Below are 19,610 nucleotides of genomic sequence, written 5' to 3'. Positions count from 1 at the left end.
AGGCGTGTTTTTGTGCGTTTCAAGAACTATCATCCCACGAGCGGGCAAATCCGGTATGCACTTTTTGCATGGCTTCGCAGCAGTGCAAAATTGACCAGGATTCAGATGCGCGTTCAACTTTCGTTCATCCTGATTTTGATACTTGATTCAGAAGTTCGCCGCGGTTCGAAACCTGCGCGACCAGGCGATGTAATGTAGATAATGCAACGACCCGGATCAGGCATTCATGCTACATCGGGGCAACTGGATAAGGGGCGCTATGTCAGACACATTTTGGGCGCGCATCAATCAGGACAATGCGGGTAACAATGCGATCAATCTGGAAAAAGATATCGCACCGATTGAAATAACCTTTGTCGCAAAAGACCCTGACGGCGACACGTTTCTTGATCCCGTTCCGGGGCAAGACCCGAATACGCAGGTCAAGATTAACAATGTTTTGTATGATTTCGAATATATTGTTTACGGGATCATGCCGAATGACAGCAAGGTTCCGGTCGCGCTTCAAGGTGAACCGGTCGTCATCATCCAGGTGATCGACTACCCAATATCTGGCACGACTGAAAGGCTGATTTTTCTGCCTGAATCTGACGCAACGCAACAGGAAATGGCGGGGATTCAACAGGGTAACATTTCCCCCATACAGGATGGCACCCTTCCGAATGTGCCGGTTTGCTTTGTCTCTGGCACCATGATCGAAACGCCGTGTGGCCCCGTGATGGTAGACGATTTGCGACAGGGTGATCTGGTGATGACGGTTGATGACGGGCCGCAACCGCTGGTTTGGGTTACGTCATCCACGCACACATGGCCCGGCAGCGATGAAAAATTCAAACCTGTTCAGATCAAGGCAGGCGCGTTCGGCGACGGGTTGCCTGTGTGTGATCTGATGGTGTCACCTCAGCACCACTTTCTGATGCGCAGCCCGGATTGTCAGGCGTTGTTTGGCCAACCAGAGGTGATCGCCCCGGCAAAGGGTCTGACAGGTCTGACGGGTGTCCGGCATATGCAGGGCAAGAAGACGGTCACATATCATCACATGCTTTTGGCGCAGCATGCGCTGTTGTTGGCGGGCGGTGTGCAATCGGAAAGCTTTTATCCCGGTCTTACTGCGATTTCGATGCTGAATAATGCGCAGCGTGATGCGCTTTTTGCACTGTTTCCGGCGCTGCGTGAAAACCCCGAAACCGGATATGGCCAACCAGTGCGCCACAAGGTCACACGCCGTCAGGCTGAAAACATTGTCCGGTCCATGCAGCAGCGCGCGGTATCGGCAGAACGGGCCGCCTGATCAATCAGGCGGCAGTTGTGGCTTGTCTGGCAATGTTTCCCTGATCTTGCGACGGTGGGTAAAGATTTCCTCTTGCACGAAGTCGCGGAACGCGCCGATGCGTTTTGATTGCCGCAGTTCTTCGGGGTAGGCAAGGAAAACGGGGACTTCGCCCGATTCAAGGTCGGGCAACACGCGCACAAGATCGGGAAAATCCTCGGTCACGTAATCGGGCAGCACGCCGATGCCAAGATTGTTCAGCACCCCTTGCAAGACCCCAAAATAGTTGTTGACGGTAAACAGGCTGGGCACTTCATACGTCAGAAGATGGTGGACAAGCGTTGCACCAGCCGCCACTTGGGTCGAATTCAGGCTTTGGCACAACAGCCTGTGGTTGGTGATCTGCGAAATTTCGGTCATCAACCCGTTTTTATTGACATAGGTTTGCGAGGCGTAAAGCCGCATACGCACGGACATCAACCGCTTGCGGATCAGGTCGGCCTGTGAAGGTTCTTTCATCCTGATGGCAACGTCAGCTTCGCGCATGGGCAAGTCCAGCACGCGTTCTTCAAGCATCAGGTCGATTTTTAGATCGGGATATTTTTCATAAAGCTTCGACAGGCGCGGTGCGAGCCAGAGCGTGCCAAAGCCCGTGGTTGTGGTGACGCGCAGTTCGCCAAACACCTCTTCTTCGCTGTCCTTGATCCGCGCAGTGGCGGCCTCCAGCCGTTTGTTCATTGATTTGGTGGCATCGAACAAAAGTTCGCCCTGTTCGGTCAGAATCAGGCCGCGGGCGTGGCGGTGAAACAGGGTCGTGTTCAGCATTTCCTCTAACGCGCGAATCTGGCGGCTGACGGCTGATTGCGACAGATGCAGCGTGTCACCGGCGTGCGTCAGCGATCCCGCGTCGGCGACGGCGTGAAATATCCTTAGTTTGTCCCAGTCCATTTTACGCCGCTGCCATTGTTGTTACCGCTCACACCTAAACTTTATTACGCTATTGCAGCATTTGGTTGCAAACCTATTAAATAAATATTTTAGCTTTGTAGGTCAGTCTATTTGACCTATGCTCGTTTTAATATCTGACGCGCAGGGAGGTGCGAGATGGTTCATCAGGATGTTTCCCTTAATGACCGCTATGATCTGACAAAATCGCAGGTTCTGCTAAACGGCACGCAGGCGCTGGTGCGGCTGATGCTGATGCAGCGGGCGCGTGATGCGCGGGCAGGGTTGAACACCGCAGGGTATGTGACCGGCTATCGCGGGTCGCCCTTGGGTGCCGTTGATATGCAGATGGCGCGCGCCAAAAACGTGCTGGACCCCGCGCAGGTGACGTTTCAGGCCGGATTGAACGAGGATCTGGCCGCGACCGCCCTTTGGGGCAGCCAGCAGGCCGAACTGCGTGGCGAAGGCAAATATGACGGCGTTTTCGGCCTGTGGTATGGCAAAGGCCCCGGTGTGGACCGGTCAGGCGATGTGATGCGCCATGCCAATATGGCAGGCACTTCCCCCAACGGTGGCGTGATCATGGCCATGGGTGATGACCACACCGGCGAAAGCAGCACGACCTTGCACCAGTCTGATTGGGCGATGATCGACGCCTATATGCCCATTGTATCGCCTGCGGGGGTGCAGGAAATCCTTGATTACGGGTTGTATGCCTATGCGCTGTCGCGTTTCGCGGGCGTTTGGGTGGGCCTGAAAACCATGAAAGACACGATCGAGGTGACATCGGTCGTGGATGGCGACCCGCATCGTTTATCTTTCGTGACGCCCGATATCGACCTGCCCGAAGGCGGATTGAACATCCGCCTGATCGACACGCCGCAATTGCAAGAGGCGCGGATGATCGACCATAAACGCTTCGCCGCCGAGACGTTTGCCCGCGCCAACAAGATGGACCAGCGCAAATGGGGCAAGCCCGGCGCGCGCATCGGTTTTGTCGCGGCGGGCAAGAACTGGCTGGATCTGCAGCACGCGCTGTCGCTGTTGAACATCGACGCGGCAGAGGCAGAGCGTCTGGGCATCACCACCTACAAGGTGGGGCAGGTCTGGCCGCTTGATATGGTGTCATTTCACGACTGGGCCGAAGGGCTGGACCTGATCGTCGTGGTCGAGGAAAAGCGCAAGCTGATCGAGGTGCAGGTCAAAGAGGCGCTGTTCGATGATCGCCGCGGCCGTCGCGTGTATGGCTGGCACAAGGGCGAAGAACATTCCGCCGGTCGCCGGGAAGAGGTGTTTCCGACCAAAGCCGCCCTTGACCCGATCTGGATTGCGGAAAAAATCGGCGGTATATTGGTCGAGGAAGGTTGCGGCACGGATGGCGTGCAGGCCGGTCTGGCGGCATTGGCCGAGGCGCGCCGCGCCGACAACGCGCCGGAACTTGCCGCGCGGCTGCCCTATTTCTGTTCCGGTTGCCCGCACAACACATCCACCAAGGTGCCCGAAGGCGCGCGCGCCTATGCGGGCATCGGCTGTCACTACATGGTGCAATGGATGGACCGCGACACCGTGGGGTTCACCCAGATGGGTGGCGAAGGCGCAAACTGGGTGGGCGAGGCGCCGTTTTCCACCCGCGATCATGTGTTCCAGAACCTTGGCGACGGCACCTATAACCACTCGGGCGTGCAGGCGATCCGCTTTGCGTTGATGGCGGGGACGAACATCACCTACAAGATCCTCTACAACGATGCGGTCGCGATGACTGGCGGGCAGGGCAATGACGGCGGGCTTACGCCTGACCAGATCTGCCGCGAATTGCTGGCGATGGGGGTGCGCAATGTCGCGCTTGTCCATGATGAGAAGGAAGATCTGGATCTGTCGGTCTTTCCTGAAGGGCTGGATATCCATGAACGCGCCGACATGCCCGTTGTGCAAGATAAATTCAGTAAATACAATGGCGTGTCAGCCATTGTGTATGTTCAGACCTGTGCCGCCGAAAAGCGGAGGCGGCGCAAGCGCGGGCAATTCCCCGACCCGGACAAGCGCGTGTTCATCAACACCGACATCTGCGAAGGCTGCGGCGATTGCGGCGTGCAGTCGAACTGCGTGTCCATCGTGCCGGTGGAAACCGAACTGGGCCGCAAGCGGGCGATTGACCAATCATCCTGCAACAAGGATTTTTCCTGCGTCAACGGCTTCTGTCCGTCGTTCGTGACTATCGAGGGCGCGAAAATCCGCAAGGAAGCGACAGCGGATGTGGACCTGCCCGACATGCCTGACCCCGCATTGCCTGCGATCAACGGCACGCATAACGTCGTGATCACCGGCGTCGGGGGCACGGGTGTTGTCACCATCGGGGCGGTCATGGCGATGGCTGCGCATATTGATGGCAAGGGTGCGGGCATGATGGAAATGGCGGGCCTGGCGCAAAAGGGCGGCGCGGTGCACATCCATTGCCGGATTGCCGAAAAACCGTCTGACATCAACGCGATACGTGTCGCAACGGGCGAATGCCATGCGTTGATCGGGGGGGATCTGGTGGTGTCGGCGGGGTCCAAGACGCTGGGGCTGATGAAAACCGGCCAGACCAAGGGTGTGGTCAACAGCCACGAAATCATGACCGGCGATTTCACCCGTGACACCGCGTTCAAACTGCCGACCGAACAGTTGGAACTGGCGTTGCAGGCGCGGCTGGGCGACGGGCTGGCGATGTTCGATGCGTCGGACCTGGCGCGCGCGCTGATGGGCGACAGTATTTATTCCAACATGATGATCTTTGGCGCGGTCTGGCAGATGGGTGCGATTCCAATCAGTTACGAGGCGATCACCGCGGCGGTTGAACTGAACGGGGCGGCGGTGAACCGCAATATCCGCGCCTTTAATCTGGGCCGTTGGGCCCATCTGTATCCGCAGGATGCGGCAAAGCTGCTGACGCGGAACGTCGTGGCGCTGCCCAAAACGCTGGACGAAAAAATCAGCTATCGCGGCGATCATCTGGCCGCCTATCAGGGCAAGCGGCTTGCGAAACGCTATCGCCGGTTCGTGGACCAGTTTCAGGATGCCCCCCTGCGCGAGGCGGTGGCAAAAGGCTATCACAAGCTGTTGGCCTACAAGGATGAATACGAGGTCGCGCGCTTGCTGCGCGAAACCCGCGCCAAGGCAGCAGCGGAATTTGATGGTGATCTGAAATTGACCTTTCATCTGGCGCCGCCAGTCCTTTCGAAAACCGGGCCTGACGGGCGACCGGCCAAGCGCGCATTCGGGCCTTGGATGGCAAAGGCATTCCCGAAACTTGCGAAACTGAAATTCCTGCGCGGCACGCCGTTCGATCCTTTCGGGCGCAGCGCCGAACGCCGCATGGAACGCGCGCTGATCAAGCAATATGAAACCGACATGGCCGAGGTGCTGCAAATCCTGCGCCCCGATACCCGTGATGCGGCCATCGCCCTTGCGGCGCTGCCGCTGGACATTCGCGGCTTTGGCCCGGTCAAGGATGCCAATGCCCGCAAGGCCGCCAAACGCCGCGAGGAATTGCTGGCCATGCTGCGCGCGGGCCCGATGCAGCAGGCGGCGGAATAGGCGGGCAAGCGCCAGATTGTCATATGAATGTTGCGAGGCTGTGAAACAAATGCAAAAAGATGATCCAGCCCTGAGACAACGCCGATGAAAAACCGCGAAGTTGCGCGTGATATTTCCTATGCAAGCGCGGCCAAGGGCCGTGGCGGGCGCGCCATGATCCGGGTCATGGAAAACGCCACAGGCCGGCTGAAACTGATCCGAAGGGCGCGTGGCTATGACATGGAAGTCGCTGCTGGACAGGATTTTTGGGAAGTTATTTCAGCGCGTTACGGGATAAAGCTGGATATTGTCGCCGGATCGTTGGAAAATATTCCGCGCATCGGGCCTGTCATTGTAGTATCAAACCACCCTTACGGTATCCTGGACGGACTGATGATGGGGCGCATCCTGTCACAACGCCGCGCGGGCGATTTTCGGGTGCTTGCGCACCGCATCTTTCGCCGCTCGCCCGATCTGGAACGGGTGATCCTGCCGATTTCCTTTGACGAAACCAAGGAAGCCGCCAGGCTGAACCTTGAAACCCGGGCCGAGGCCGTGCGCTACCTGACTGCGGGCGGTGCGATCGGGATTTTCCCCGGCGGCACGGTCTCCACCGCCGCCACGCCGTTTTCGCAACCGATGGACCCTGGCTGGCGCACCTTTACGGCCAAGATGATCGCAAAATCCGATGCCGTTGTCGTGCCGGTGTTCTTTGACGGCTGCAACAGCCGCCTGTTCCAGATCGCGAGCCACCTGCACAGCACGCTGCGCACCGGCATGTTTATTCGCGAATTCAAGACCCGCATGAACAAACCCGTCCGCGTCGTCATCGGTGACCCGATTCCCCCCGCGGTTCTGTCGGCCTATAAAAAAGACCCCAAAGGATGCATGGATTTCCTGCGCAAAGCCACGTATGACCTAAGCCCAAGCCCGGTGGACGCAAACCACCTTGGCCACGAGTTTGAGGATAAATACAAGGTGCGCGATGGCCGTAGGGATATTCGATAGCGGATTGGGTGGGCTGACAGTGCTGGACGCGGTGGCAAAACGGCTGCCAAATGTCCCGCTGGTCTATCTTGGCGACAGCGCCCATGCGCCATACGGCGTGCGCACCCCCGATGATATTTACAACCTGACAACGGCTGCCACGCAGCGCCTGTTCGACGCGGGCTGTGATCTGGTGATCCTTGCCTGCAACACCGCCAGTGCCGCGGCCCTGCGCCGGATGCAGGAAGGCTGGGTGCCGCCGGGCAAACGTGTGCTGGGCGTGTTCGTCCCGCTGATCGAGGCGCTGACCGAACGGCAATGGGGCGACAATTCCCCCCCGCGCGAGGTTGCGGCGAAACATGTGGCGCTGTTTGCTACGCCTGCCACTGTGTCCAGCCGCGCGTTCCAGCGCGAACTGGCGTTCCGCGCGATTGGCGTGGATGTCGAGGCGCAGGCCTGTGGCGGGGTTGTGGATGCCATCGAAGACGGTGACATGATCCTGGCCGAGGCGCTGGTGCGGTCCCATGTCGATGCCCTGCAACGCAAGATGCCCACGCCTGACGCCGCCGTGCTGGGCTGCACCCATTACCCGCTGATGGCAGAGGTGTTTCAGGATGCGCTGGGGCCGCAGGTCAAGGTGTTTTCCCAAGCCAATCTGGTCGCGGAAAGCCTTGCCGATTATCTGGACCGGCATCCGCAGATGGTCGGCCCGGGGACAGAGCCTGCGTTTTTGACCACGGGCGATCCGAAACGGGTGTCATCGCGGGCCACGCAATTCCTGCGCCGACAGATCACCTTTACGTCTGCGTGATTGCGCTTTGCCGCTTGATTTTCTACATCTGATCCCAAGGGGGATTTCCAAATGACCCATAACGTCGCCATTCTGGGCGCCTCGGGCTATACCGGGGCAGAGCTTGTCCGCTTGATCGCCACCCACCCCAGCCTTCAAATCGTGGGCCTGTCTGGTAATGCCAAGGCGGGCATGACCATGGCTGAGGTGTTCCCGCATTTGCGCCATCTTGACCTGCCCACATTGACCAGAATTGACGAAATGTCATTCGACGGGGTTGATCTGGTGTTTTGCGCGCTGCCGCACGCCACATCGCAGGCGGTAATTGCCGGGCTGCCCACGCATCTGAAAATCGTCGATCTGTCGGCCGATTTCCGGCTACGTGATCCGGCGGACTATGAAAAATGGTATGGCAAACCCCATGCCGCGCCCGAATTGCAGAAACAGGCGGTTTACGGCCTGACCGAATTCTACCGCGACCAGATCAGGGGCGCGCGGCTTGTGGCGGGCACCGGATGCAATGCCGCGACAGGGCAATATGCGCTGCGCCCGCTGATCGCCGCAGGTGTGATCGATCTGGATCAGATCATTATTGATTTGCTTGCGGCAGTATCGGGGGCAGGGCGTAGCCTGAAGGAAAACCTGCTGCACGCAGAATTGTCCGAAGGCGCACAAGCCTATGCTGTGGGCGGCACCCACCGCCATCTGGGCGAGTTTGATCAGGAATTTTCAGCCATCGCGGGCCGTCCGGTGCAAATCCAGTTCACGCCGCATCTGATCCCTGCCAACCGCGGCATTTTGGCCACCACCTATGTGCAAGGCGACGCACAGGTCATATATGAAACATTGGTCGCGGCCTATGCGGCCGAACCATTTATCGAGGTGTTACCGATGGGACAGCATCCATCAATCAAACATATCCGGGGGTCGAATTTCTGCCATATCGGTGTGGCCGTTGACCGGGTGCCGGGGCGCGCGATTGTCATTGCCGCACTGGACAACCTGACCAAAGGATCATCGGGGCAGGCGTTGCAGAACGCCAACCTGATGCTGGGCCTGCCCGAAACAGAGGGCCTGATGCTGGCGCCGGTGTTCCCATGAGCGGATTGAAAAACCTCAAGAAACGCCGCCGCGTGCAGGTGATGTCGATTGCGGGGGTCTGTGTGGCGTTGGTGTTGGTGCTGCTGGCGCTTCTGCCCAAGGACAGTTTCCAGTTCTTCCGCTCACCGTCCGAGGTGGCAGAATCGCCCCCGCCCCCGGCAGAGCGGTTTCGCATTGGCGGGCTGGTGGCCGAAGGGTCGCTGGTGCGCGGGCAGGGGCAGGAAATCAGATTTGGCGTGACCGATGGCGGTGCGACGATTCCGGTGGTTTATTCAGGCATCCTGCCTGATCTGTTTTCCGAAAACGAAGGTGTCGTGGCGCAGGGGCATTACGTGAATGGCCGATTTGAAGCTGTTGAAATCCTTGCCAAACATGATGAAACCTACATGCCAAAAGAAGTGCTTGACGCGCTCAAGGCGCAGGGTGTTTATGTGGCACCGGACGCTGCCAGCATGACGAATTAACGATTTTCCCGCAGCCTGTGTGTCTGACAGACACGAGGGCTGCACATGCAAGGCATTACCGACATTGCGACCGCCATCGTCGCCCGCGAGGGTGGCTATGTGAATGACCCCGATGATCCCGGCGGGGCCACGAAATACGGGGTGACCATTCACACCATGCGCCGGCTTGGGCTTGATCTGACCGGGGACGGTCAGGTTGATGCGCAGGACGTGCAGGTGCTGACACGCGCGCGCGCCGTGTCGATTTTCATCGACTGTTACTACCGCCGTCCGGGGCTGGACCGTCTGCCCGCACCGTTACAGGCGTCGGTGTTTGATATGTATGTCAACGCAGGTGTCCATGCGGTGAAAATCTTGCAACGGCTGCTGGGGAATATGCGCATTCCCGTTACCGTGGACGGCATCATCGGGCCGCAGACCATTGCCGCAGCACAAAAGGCGATGCAGGCGGCCCCCGATCACCTGGTCGATGCCTACGGGATCGCGCGGCGTAACTATTACTATGATCTGGCCGACAGACGCCCGAACAGCCGCAAATACGCCCGCAAGCGCGACGGTGGCAAAGGCGGCTGGATCACAAGGGCTGAAGAATTCATCGCGCCGCGTTATCACCTGACACAGGCGCAACACCAGCAAAGGACAGCACAATGGGGTTGATCACGGGTCTGATGACGTTTCTGTTTGGCGATGGCCGTAATGTTGTGGCCGAAACCGCCGAAGTCTTTCGCGAGAATGCGGAAAAAGGGGCGGTGCGCGCCGCCGATGCCCGCAGCGATAGCCTGCAACAATTCGCCGCCGAATTCGTGCAGGCGCGGCAAGGCCTGTTTGACCGTCTTGTTGACGGGCTGAACCGCCTGCCGCGCCCGATGCTGGCGCTGGGGACGATCTGGCTGTTTGTCTTGGCGATGCAAAAACCCGATGAATTTGCACGCGGCATGGCAGGGCTTGCGCTGGTGCCGGAACCGCTGTGGTGGCTGATGGGGGCCATTGTCAGTTTCTATTTCGGCGCGCGGCATCAGGCCAAGGGGCAGGAATTTCAACGTGCGGTCGTGCAAAGCCTTGTGTTGGCGCAGCACTTGGCACCACCCCATGCCCCCTTGTCCGCGGTGGATACCAGCGCGACCCAGCCCAATGCGGCATTGGCAGAGTGGCAAAATGGACAATAACTGGCATGATGATATCGAACGGCGGTTGATTGCGCTTGAAACACGCAATGCCGTGGATGCGGTGCGTCGGGACAATGTGGCAAACCGCCTTGGCGCCATAGAGGATACGCTGAAATGGCTGGTGCGGTTGATTATTGGCGGTCTGTTGATGGCTGGTCTGACCTATCTGGTGCAGGGTGGTTTTGCGCGTTGAGTTGCCCTGAAAGGATATTAGCGTCAAAATGTAGCATCAATTTGATTGGCGGGCCATTTTATCGGCCCCCACGATCCCCTATAGTAATTCCATGTTGACAGAACTTGGACACTTCGCACTGATTCTGGCCCTTGGCGTTGCCATTGTGCAGATGATCGTGCCCATGATCGGGGCCCACAAAGGCAACGTGGCATGGATGGCCGTTGCAGAACCTGCCGCGATAACGCAATTTTTGCTGGTGGGATTTTCTTTTGCCACGCTGACGTGGGCCTTTATGACCTCGGATTTCTCGCTGCAATTGGTCTATGCCAATTCACACACTGACAAACCAATGATTTACAAGATCAGCGGTGTTTGGGGTAATCATGAAGGGTCCATGCTTTTGTGGATTCTAATTTTGACCCTGTTCGGGGCGGCGGCGGCGTTGTTCGGTGGGAATTTGCCCATGCGGTTGCGCGCGCGTGTTCTGGCTGTGCAGGCGTCGATCGGTGTGGCGTTTTTTGCGTTTATCCTGTTCACGTCAAACCCGTTTTTGCGGCTGGCAGTGCCGCCGTTGAACGGGCGCGATCTGAACCCGCTGTTGCAAGACCCCGGTTTGGCCTTTCATCCACCGTTTCTGTATCTGGGCTATGTTGGCCTGAGCATGGCATTTTCCTTTGCCGTTGCGGCCCTGATTGAAGGGCGCGTTGATGCGGCTTGGGGGCGTTGGGTGCGGCCATGGACCTTGGCGGCCTGGATGTTCCTGACGATCGGGATCGCGCTGGGGTCATGGTGGGCGTATTACGAATTGGGCTGGGGCGGGTTCTGGTTCTGGGATCCAGTGGAAAATGCTTCTTTTATGCCATGGCTGATCGCAACGGCGCTGCTGCATTCGGCTATTGTCGTTGAAAAACGTGAGGCGCTGAAAAGCTGGACGATCTTGCTGGCCATTCTGGCCTTCGGTTTTTCCCTGCTTGGCACATTTATCGTGCGTTCTGGCGTGCTCACCTCGGTGCATGCCTTTGCAAACGACCCCGAGCGTGGTGTGTTGATTTTGATGATTTTCGCGTTTTTCCTGGGTGGTTCGTTAATCCTTTATGCTGCGCGCGCGGGGGTGATGCAGGCGCAGGGCGTGTTTTCAACTGTCAGTCGTGAAAGCGGGTTGATCCTGAATAATATTTTGCTCGCGGTCAGCGCCTTTGTGGTCTTTATTGGCACGATTTGGCCACTGGTGGCGGAAATGCTGTTTGATCGCACCTTGTCGGTCGGGCCGCCGTTTTTTGATGCGGCATTCACGCCCTTTATGGTGGTGCTGGCGATTGTTTTGCCCCTGGGGTCAATGTTGGCGTGGAAACGGGGGTCGCTGTCGCGTGGTGCAAAGCCTTTGTTGCCGTGGTTGATACTGGCTGTTGCACTTGCCGCTTTGGCCTTTGCCATTCAGTCTGGCCGGTCGGCGCTCGGCCCGATTGGTGTGGCACTGGGTGCGTGGGTCGTGGGTGGCGCATTGGCTGATCTGTGGTTGCGCAGCGGTCGCGAAGGTTTTGCAACCCGCCTGCGCAGGATGGTCCGCCTGCCACGCGCCGATTGGGGCAAGGCAGTTGCCCACATCGGCATGGGCGTGACCATTTTTGGCGTCGCCGCGATGCTTGCCTGGCAAAAAGAGGATATTCGCATTGCCCAGATCGGCGATCGTTGGGCTGTTGGCCAGTTTGAATTTTCGCTTGATGACGTGCGGCAGTTTGATGGACCGAACTATATCACCACCATGGCTGACATTGGGATTTGGCAAGGTGACAAACGCCTGTCCACCTTGACCCCTGAAAAGCGGTTTTATCCCATTGCAAATATGCCCACGACAGAAGCCGCCATTCGTAACGGTTTTTTGCGTGATCTCTATGTCGTGATCGGTGATCCACAGGCGCAAGGCGGATATGCCGTGCGGGTCTATGTGAAGCCTTTTGCCAACTGGATATGGGGTGGTGCCATCCTGATGGCGCTTGGTGGTGTTTTCTCGTTGACTGACAGGCGTCTGCGGGTCGGGGCGGCATCTGCCAAAGTGACCGCAAAGGCGGTGCCGGCAGAATGAAACGTTTGCTTTTGCTGCTGGCGTTTTTGGCGGCCCCGCTTTGGGCTGTTGAACCCGGCGAAATGCTGGATGATCCCGTGTTGGAAAATCGTGCGCGCAGCTTGTCCAAAGGGTTGCGTTGCCCCGTCTGCCGGAACGAAAGCATCGACGAAAGCAATGCCACCCTGTCACAGGAGCTGCGGATCGTTCTGCGCGAACGGATCGTGGCGGGCGATACCGATGAGGAAGCGATCGACTTTATTGTCGCACGCTATGGCGAATACGTGTTGTTGCGGCCCGATGCGCGCGGCGCAAACCTTGTTCTTTGGCTTGCTGCGCCAACTTTGTTGCTGATTGCACTTGGCGTCGGTTGGGTCACAATCCGGCGACGCAACACAACAACAGTGGCCCTGAGTGATGCGGAAAAAGCGGAATTGGAAAAAATTCTGCGGTCGTGACGTTTCGTTCCCCTTTCCTGAACCGACCAGTTCATTAGGGTGACGGTATCGCAGAAATAAGGACGACGCGCATGGATTATCAGGCCATCACACTGGAAATACGCAATGCGGTGGCGGTTATTACGTTGAACCGCCCGGCCTTGATGAATGCGCTGAATGCGCAAATGCGCGCCGAGATCACCCATGCTGTCAAAGCCGCCGAAAAGGATGCGCGGGTTTTGATCATGACAGGGGCAGGTAAATCGTTTTGTTCAGGGCAAGATCTGGGCGATGCGGGGTCTGCTGCGGCATTGGATCTGGAACGGACGTTGCGCGACGAATATGTCCCGATGCTCAAGGCTATTTTTGATTGCCGGATCCCGACAGTCGCCGCCGTGAACGGCCCTGCGGCCGGGGCGGGGGCTAATCTAGCCCTGGCGTTTGACGTCGTGATCGCCAGCGAAAGCGCGTATTTCGTGCAGGCTTTTACCCGGATCGGGCTTATCCCGGATGCAGGCGGCACTTATTGGTTGCCGCGCCAGATGGGGGCCGCGCGGGCCATGGGGGCGGCGCTGTTTGCCGATAAGGTCACAGCGCGTCAGGCGGCAGATTGGGGCATGATCTATGAAACCGTGCCCGACGATGAATTTCGTGAACACGTCGAACAGCGGGCGGGACATCTGGCGCAGGGGCCAACGGTTGCGTATCGCCAATTGAAAAAAGCGATCAGGGCGTCCTTTGAAAACACGTTGGACGAACAACTGGCGTTAGAGGCGGAATTACAGGGGCGCTGTGGGCAGACGCGCGATTTTCAGGAAGGCGTTGTCGCTTTTATGCAAAAGAGACCTGCGCGTTATGAAGGCCGTTGAGCGATGCTGACGGCATGTTTTCGCGGGAATTAAAAAAAGGGCAGCCCACGGGCCGCCCTGTTTTTTCAGCGTTTTTCGATATCGACGTAATCACGCGCGGTCGCACCAAGATAAAGCTGTCTTGGCCGCCCGATTTTCAACTGAGGATCAGCAAGCTGTTCTTTCCATTGGGAAATCCAGCCAACCGTCCGGGCCAGAGCAAAAATGGGTGTGAACATGGACGTTGGGAAACCCATCGCCTCAAGGATGATGCCAGAGTAGAAATCGACGTTTGGAAATAGCTTTTTGTCTGCAAAATAAGGATCAGCAAGGGCTTGTTTCTCAAGTTCTTTGGCCACCTGAAGGACCGGGTTGTTTTCGACGCCTAGCAGATCCAGCACTTCGTCTGCTGATTCCTTCATTACCGTGGCACGCGGGTCAAAGTTTTTATAGACCCGGTGGCCAAAACCCATCAGGCGATAAGGGTCATTCTTGTCCTTGGCGCGGGCGATGAATTCGGGAATCCGGTCGGGCGTGCCAATTTCCTTGAGCATTTCAAGACAAGCCTGATTGGCCCCGCCATGTGCTGGCCCCCAAAGGCAGGCGATACCAGCGGCAATACAGGCAAATGGGTTGGCCCCCGATGACGACGCCAGACGCACGGTGGATGTCGATGCATTCTGTTCGTGGTCAGCATGCAGCGTGAAGATACGGTCCATCGCGCGGGCGAGAATCGGGTTGACGTGATATTCCTCTGCCGGGACGGAAAAGCACATGTGCAGGAAATTCGCGGCATAATCCAGATCGTTGCGTGGATACACGAAAGGCTGGCCGATGGAATATTTATAGGCCATCGCGGCGATCGTCGGCATCTTGGCGATCAGGCGGATGGATGCCACCTCGCGCTGGTGGGCGTCGTTGATATCGGTGCTGTCATGGTAAAATGCTGACATCGCACCGACCACGCCAACCATCGTGGCCATCGGGTGCGCATCGCGGCGGAAACCCCGAAAGAAATTATGCATCTGTTCGTGGATCATCGTGTGGTTGGTCACAAGTGATTCAAACCGTTCCTGTTCTTCCGCCGAAGGCAGTTCACCGTAAAGCAGCAGATAGCACACTTCGAGATAATGCGACTGACTGGCAAGTTGGTCGATCGGGTAACCACGGTGCAGCAATTCGCCCTTGGCCCCGTCGATAAAGGTGATTGTGCTGTCGCAAGCTGCGGTCGAGGTGAAACCGGGATCATAGGTAAAAACATCAGCCTGCGCATACAGATTGCGAATGTCGATCACCTCTGGTCCGGCGGTAGGCGTGTGAATGGGCAAGTCATAGCTTTTGCCGTGGATGGTGATCGTCGCGGTTCCAGTATTTTCTGCCATCTTCGTTCCCTTGTAGGCCATCCGCAATTGCTGCGCGGCGCGTCTTGTTCATCTGTAACCAACTATACGCAATTCGTAACGAACTGGTTTCAGTTGCTGGCGTCCTGCAGTCTGGCGACGGTTTCTTCCTTCCCCAAGACAAGCATCATATCAAACACACTTGGTGATACCGCACGTCCTGAAAGGGCCGCACGCAGCGGTCCAGCCAGTTTGCCCAACTTCGTGTCATGAGCTTCGGCAACAGACGCAACGACCCCTTCAAGAGTGTCACGATCCCAGCTAGCATTTTGCAACTGCGGCGTCAATTCGCGCAGTATACCACGGGATACATCCGTTAGCTGTGCGGCGGCTTTCTCGTCTGGTGAAACCGGGCGCGATGTCAGCACAAAATGTGCTTTTTCAATGAGTTCCGGGAATATTTTGGCGCGTTCTTTCAGGCAATACATGGCTTTCACCATCCCGTCAGACTGTGTGTCAGTCAGCGGTGCGGCCCCGGTTGCCGCAAGGAATGCCTGCAATTCGCGCAGCAGTGCAGCATCGTCGGCGGCGGCGATATGCTGGCCGCAGATATGTTCCAGTTTCTTGAAGTCGAACCGCGCGGGTGATTTGCCGATGCCGTCCAGATCAAACCACGCCTTGGCCTGTTCATCGGTAAAGAATTCGTCGTCGCCATGGCTCCACCCCAGACGGGCCAGATAGTTGCGCATTCCCGCCGCCGGATATCCCAGCGCCTGATATTCCGCAGCGCCTGTGGCCCCGTGCCGTTTCGACAGTTTCTTGCCATCGGGGCCATAGATCAGCGGGATATGGGCCAGCACAGGTTTTGGCCAGCCCATCGCCTCATAAATCAAATTCTGGCGAAACGCGTTGGCCAGATGGTCATCGCCCCGGATCACATGGGTCACGCCCATATCGTGATCATCCACCACAACAGCCAGCATATAGACCGGACTGCCGTCAGAGCGCAGCAGAATCATGTCGTCCAACTGGTCATTGGTCCATGTGACATCGCCCTGCACCGCATCATGCAGGGTTGTGTTGCCTGCGCGTGGGGCTTTCAGGCGCACAACAAAAGGCAAATCAGGATGTTCTGCGGCGGGCACATCGCGCCAGGGGGATTGAAACAGGGTTGATGTTTTTTCAGCGCGGGCCTGTTCACGGAACGCTTCGATTTCGTCCTGCGTGCTGAAACACTTATAGGCGTGGCCTGCCGCCAGCATCTGATGCGCGACTTCGGCGTGCCGGTCGGCGCGGGCGGCCTGGCTGGTGGGTTCGCCATCCCAGTCAAGGCCCAGCCACGTCAGCCCATCCAGAATGGCCTGCCTATTTTCATCCGTGGACCGGGCGCGGTCGGTATCTTCGATTCGCAGCAAAAATGTGCCGCTATGACCGCGCGCATAAAGCCAGTTGAACAGCGCGGTGCGCGCGCCGCCAATATGCAGGGCCCCGGTGGGCGAAGGTGCAAAACGTGTGACAACGGTCATGAAAAATTAACCTTTCGCTAACCAGTTTTCCCGATGATCGGGTCAGTGTCGGGGATACTAAGCCAAGGGGCGAAGAACAAGTGCGTGCCGTGATTGATGACGCGCTTCTGGCGCAACGTGGTGCGCTGATCGGCTGGGTGCCGGTATGTCTTGGGGGTGGTATTGGTTGGTATTTCGCCTTTGCAGACGAACCCGGCCCGCTGGTTTTCGCGGCTCTGGCGGTGGCTGCTGTGTTTGTCTGGGCGTTGTCGCGGTGGTCTCATGTTGCTTATCTGCCTATTTTGATGGGTGTGATTTTGGTCATGGCCGGGATCGGGCTTGCCAAATGGCGCACTGAAAACGTCGCGGGACCGATCCTCAGCTTTCGCTATTACGGTCCGATAGAAGGGCGTGTGGTCAACATTGATAGATCCGCAAGCGATGCGCCGCGTTTGACGCTTGATCGGGTTGTATTGGCGAATATGCCGCCCCAGAACACACCGGCGCGGGTGCGCGTGTCTGTTCATGGCGACCAGATCATGACCAGCTACCGCCCCGGCGAAACCTTGATCCTGACCGGGCATCTGTCGCCGCCTGCTGGCCCTGCCGAACCAGGTGGCTTTGATTTTCAACGTCATGCATGGTTTTTGCAGGTAGGAGCCGTGGGCTATACGCGCACACCTGTTTTGCGTCTGACTGAACCGTCGCAGGCTGGCTGGGCAATGCGCATATTCGCCTTGCGGATTGCCATTTCAACAGCGGTGCAGCGTGCATTGCCGGGGGAAAGTGGGGCCTTTGCTGCGGCCATCATGACCGGAGACCGTTCAGCCATGGCGCAGGGCACTTTGGCAGACTTGCGGGCGGCCAACCTCGCGCATCTTTTGGCGATCTCGGGGCTGCATATGGGGCTGTTGACCGGGTTCATCTTTTCTGCTGTCCGCTATGGTCTGGCGGTCGTGCCGGGGGTTGCCTTGCATTGGCCTGTGAAAAAGATCGCCGCAATCTGCGCATTGGTGGTGGGTGCGTTGTATTTGGCGTTATCGGGGGGCAATGTGGCAACCGAACGGGCCTTTGTCATGGTGGGGGTCATGTTCATCGCGGTCTTGCTGGACCGGCGGGCCTTGACCCTGCGGGCGGTGGCGATTGCGGCCATCATCGTGCTGGTCTGGCAACCCGAAGCGTTGGTGGGGCCGGGGTTCCAGATGTCGTTTTCCGCCACGACCGCGCTTGTCATGGCTTTTGGCTATTTGCGCCGGTTCAAAACCTACCGGTTGCCGCAATGGATGCAGGCTGTGCTGTCGGTCTTTTTATCATCCTTGATTGCAGGATTGGCGACAGCCCCTTTTGCCGCCGCGCATTTTAACCAAATCTCGCATTACGGGCTGATCGCAAACTTGCTGAGCGTGCCCCTGATGGGTGCAGTTGTCATGCCAGCCGCCGTGCTGGCAGCCTGTCTTGCACCGTTCGGGCTGGCATCAGTCGGGCTTTGGGTGATGGATTTCGGTCTGCGCTGGATCTTGTTCGTGGCCACACAGGTTGCAAGCATGGATGGTGCGCTTAGTCACGTGCATGCCCCACAGGCTGTGGTGTTGCCGATCTTGTCACTGGGGCTGCTATGGGGCGTCCTGTGGCAGGGGCGTTTGCGCTTTGGCGGTGTTGCGGCGGTGGCGTTGGCGCTGCTTTTGTGGCAGCAAACAGCGCGGCCTGACCTGCTGGTGGCGGAAAATGGCAGCCTGATCGGGGTGGCAGGACCAAAGGGGCGTGCGTTATCACGCGCGTCGGGCAACAGTTTTGTCGCCGAAATCTGGCTAGAAAATGATGGTGCGCCCGTACCGCAGGATGTCGCGGCAGCGCGGCCGGGGCTGCATGTGAATGGCCGGACGGTTTCTGCATCTTTGGGTGTCTGGCAGATTGTGCAGGTGGCTGGCAAAACGGCCTTGGCTGACATTCAGGGGTGCGGTGGCGCAGATATCTTGATCAGCAATCAGCGTGATGTCGGCCCGCTTCCTTGCACTGTGTTTGATTTGGCCAGATTGGGCGAAACGGGTGCGTTAGCATTTTTCCTGACGCCGCAAGGTAACTTGCAAATCATCAGCGCGCGCCGCTCCGCCGGAAACCGCCCATGGAACAATCAAGGCACCGGTAAGGCTGCTGCGCACCCCACGGTTTTGCGACAGCCTCGCCACACGGCTGCGCTGGTCGCTGATTAATAGGTGCGGATCAGCCCAACCAACCGGCCCTGCACCTTGACCTGATCATCGCGATACACGCGGGTTTCATAAGCGGGGTTCGCAGCCTCTAATGCAATCGCAGCACCGTTGCGCCGAAAGCGTTTCAGTGTCGCCTCGTGCCCGTCGACAAGAGCCACGACAATGTCGCCGTTATTGGCAACGCTGGTTTCGCGGATCACAACAACATCACCATCGTTGATTCCCGCCTCGATCATCGAATCGCCTTTGACTTCAAGGGCGTAGTGATTGCCTTTGCCGATCATGGATTGCGGAACATGGACGTTGTGCGCGACTTCTGAAATCGCCTCGATCGGGACGCCAGCGGCGATCCGGCCCATCAAAGGCAGTTCAACCGTGCCAGGTGTGATTGGTATGGCGTTACCCGGGGTGCTGGCGGGTTTGTCACCGTCAATGACACGTGGGGAAAATCCGGCATTTGCCTGCATCGCATCCGGCAATTTCAATATTTCCAACGCCCGCGCGCGATGCGCCAGACGGCGGATGAAACCGCGTTCTTCCAGCGCGGTGATCAGCCGGTGAATCCCTGATTTGGACCGTAGATCCAACGCCTCTTTCATTTCGTCGAAACTGGGGGGGACACCATCGCGCTGCACACGGGTGTGAATGAAATTCAGCAAGTCGCGTTGTTTTTTGGTCAACATTGGGCGGCTCCTGTTATGCGTTGCGCTTATGTTCTATGCATGTTCTTGTTTTGTGTCAACCATTACACGCGT

General features: G+C 57.9%; 17 protein-coding genes. 13 read left to right on the top strand and 4 right to left on the bottom strand.

The genetic code is table 11. The features are described 5' to 3' along the window. Positions 1-259: 259 nt before the first annotated feature. Positions 260-1,291 carry a Hint domain-containing protein gene (locus IBX59_RS06770; protein WP_296373752.1) on the top strand — a complete coding sequence of 344 codons (1,032 nt, stop codon included), beginning with the start codon at positions 260-262 and terminating at the stop codon, positions 1,289-1,291. Here the strand turns inward: IBX59_RS06770 and IBX59_RS06765 are convergent, their stop codons facing one another. After that, positions 1,292-2,218 (bottom strand): LysR family transcriptional regulator, encoded by a 927-nt coding sequence (locus IBX59_RS06765; protein ID WP_296373750.1) that lies wholly within the window; start codon positions 2,216-2,218, stop codon positions 1,292-1,294. 156 nt (positions 2,219-2,374) lie between these two features. Between IBX59_RS06765 and IBX59_RS06760 the strand changes: the two genes are divergently transcribed. The 11 genes from IBX59_RS06760 (at position 2,375) to IBX59_RS06710 (ending at position 13,821) form a co-directional block, all read left to right on the top strand. Next, positions 2,375-5,791, top strand: coding sequence for an indolepyruvate ferredoxin oxidoreductase family protein (locus IBX59_RS06760; protein WP_296373747.1), 3,417 nt, complete (start codon positions 2,375-2,377; stop codon positions 5,789-5,791). An 84-nt stretch (positions 5,792-5,875) separates the two neighbouring features. Next, positions 5,876-6,778, top strand: a complete 903-nt coding sequence (locus IBX59_RS06755; protein ID WP_296373745.1) for a lysophospholipid acyltransferase family protein — start codon at positions 5,876-5,878, stop codon at positions 6,776-6,778. Continuing rightward, complete coding sequence (locus IBX59_RS06750) at positions 6,756-7,568, top strand: glutamate racemase (protein ID WP_296373743.1); 813 nt, start codon at positions 6,756-6,758, stop codon at positions 7,566-7,568. The genes IBX59_RS06755 and IBX59_RS06750 overlap by 23 nt, the downstream gene beginning before the upstream one ends. A 51-nt stretch (positions 7,569-7,619) precedes the next feature. Beyond that, positions 7,620-8,648, top strand: a complete 1,029-nt coding sequence (gene argC / locus IBX59_RS06745) for an N-acetyl-gamma-glutamyl-phosphate reductase (protein WP_296373740.1) — start codon at positions 7,620-7,622, stop codon at positions 8,646-8,648. Continuing rightward, positions 8,645-9,112 carry a cytochrome c maturation protein CcmE gene (gene ccmE / locus IBX59_RS06740; protein ID WP_296373738.1) on the top strand — a complete coding sequence of 156 codons (468 nt, stop codon included), beginning with the start codon at positions 8,645-8,647 and terminating at the stop codon, positions 9,110-9,112. Before argC ends, ccmE begins: the two co-directional genes overlap by 4 nt. Before the next feature lie 45 nt (positions 9,113-9,157). Continuing rightward, positions 9,158-9,769: a holin-associated N-acetylmuramidase gene (locus IBX59_RS06735; RefSeq protein ID WP_296373736.1), complete on the top strand. Its 612-nt coding sequence runs from the start codon at positions 9,158-9,160 to the stop codon at positions 9,767-9,769. After that, a complete protein-coding gene (locus IBX59_RS06730; protein ID WP_296373734.1) occupies positions 9,760-10,278 on the top strand; it encodes a holin family protein in 519 nt (172 codons plus the stop codon). Before IBX59_RS06735 ends, IBX59_RS06730 begins: the two co-directional genes overlap by 10 nt. Then, entirely contained in the window at positions 10,268-10,471 is a 204-nt protein-coding gene (locus IBX59_RS06725) for a hemolysin XhlA family protein (protein ID WP_296373732.1), read from the top strand. Before IBX59_RS06730 ends, IBX59_RS06725 begins: the two co-directional genes overlap by 11 nt. Positions 10,472-10,562: 91 nt before the next feature. Further along, positions 10,563-12,536: a heme lyase CcmF/NrfE family subunit gene (locus IBX59_RS06720; RefSeq protein ID WP_296373730.1), complete on the top strand. Its 1,974-nt coding sequence runs from the start codon at positions 10,563-10,565 to the stop codon at positions 12,534-12,536. Next, complete coding sequence (locus IBX59_RS06715) at positions 12,533-12,973, top strand: cytochrome c-type biogenesis protein (RefSeq protein ID WP_296373728.1); 441 nt, start codon at positions 12,533-12,535, stop codon at positions 12,971-12,973. Before IBX59_RS06720 ends, IBX59_RS06715 begins: the two co-directional genes overlap by 4 nt. Before the next feature lie 71 nt (positions 12,974-13,044). Next, the gene (locus tag IBX59_RS06710) at positions 13,045-13,821 is read left to right on the top strand and encodes an enoyl-CoA hydratase-related protein (RefSeq protein WP_296373725.1); all 777 of its coding nucleotides are present in this window, start codon (positions 13,045-13,047) and stop codon (positions 13,819-13,821) included. 65 nt (positions 13,822-13,886) lie between these two features. Here the strand turns inward: IBX59_RS06710 and IBX59_RS06705 are convergent, their stop codons facing one another. Together IBX59_RS06705 and gltX are read right to left on the bottom strand one after the other, a co-directional pair. Then, positions 13,887-15,182: a citrate synthase gene (locus IBX59_RS06705; RefSeq protein WP_296373723.1), complete on the bottom strand. Its 1,296-nt coding sequence runs from the start codon at positions 15,180-15,182 to the stop codon at positions 13,887-13,889. A gap of 89 nt (positions 15,183-15,271) precedes the next feature. Then, positions 15,272-16,666 (bottom strand): glutamate--tRNA ligase, encoded by a 1,395-nt coding sequence (gene gltX, locus IBX59_RS06700; protein WP_296373721.1) that lies wholly within the window; start codon positions 16,664-16,666, stop codon positions 15,272-15,274. Between the two features lie 80 nt (positions 16,667-16,746). On the opposite strand from gltX, the gene IBX59_RS06695 reads away from it, so the two are divergent. Further along, complete coding sequence (locus IBX59_RS06695) at positions 16,747-18,855, top strand: ComEC/Rec2 family competence protein (protein WP_296373719.1); 2,109 nt, start codon at positions 16,747-16,749, stop codon at positions 18,853-18,855. Here the strand turns inward: IBX59_RS06695 and lexA are convergent. After that, positions 18,852-19,538: a transcriptional repressor LexA gene (lexA, locus tag IBX59_RS06690; RefSeq protein WP_296373717.1), complete on the bottom strand. Its 687-nt coding sequence runs from the start codon at positions 19,536-19,538 to the stop codon at positions 18,852-18,854. The two genes, IBX59_RS06695 and lexA, sit on opposite strands and share 4 nt — an antisense overlap. Positions 19,539-19,610: the final 72 nt, after the last annotated feature.

The sequence above is a fragment of the Yoonia sp. genome (genome assembly GCF_014859355.1).
Lineage (GTDB): Bacteria > Pseudomonadota > Alphaproteobacteria > Rhodobacterales > Rhodobacteraceae > Yoonia.
Note: the sequence above shows the minus strand (reverse complement) of the source record. Positions and strands in the feature narration are given on the sequence as shown.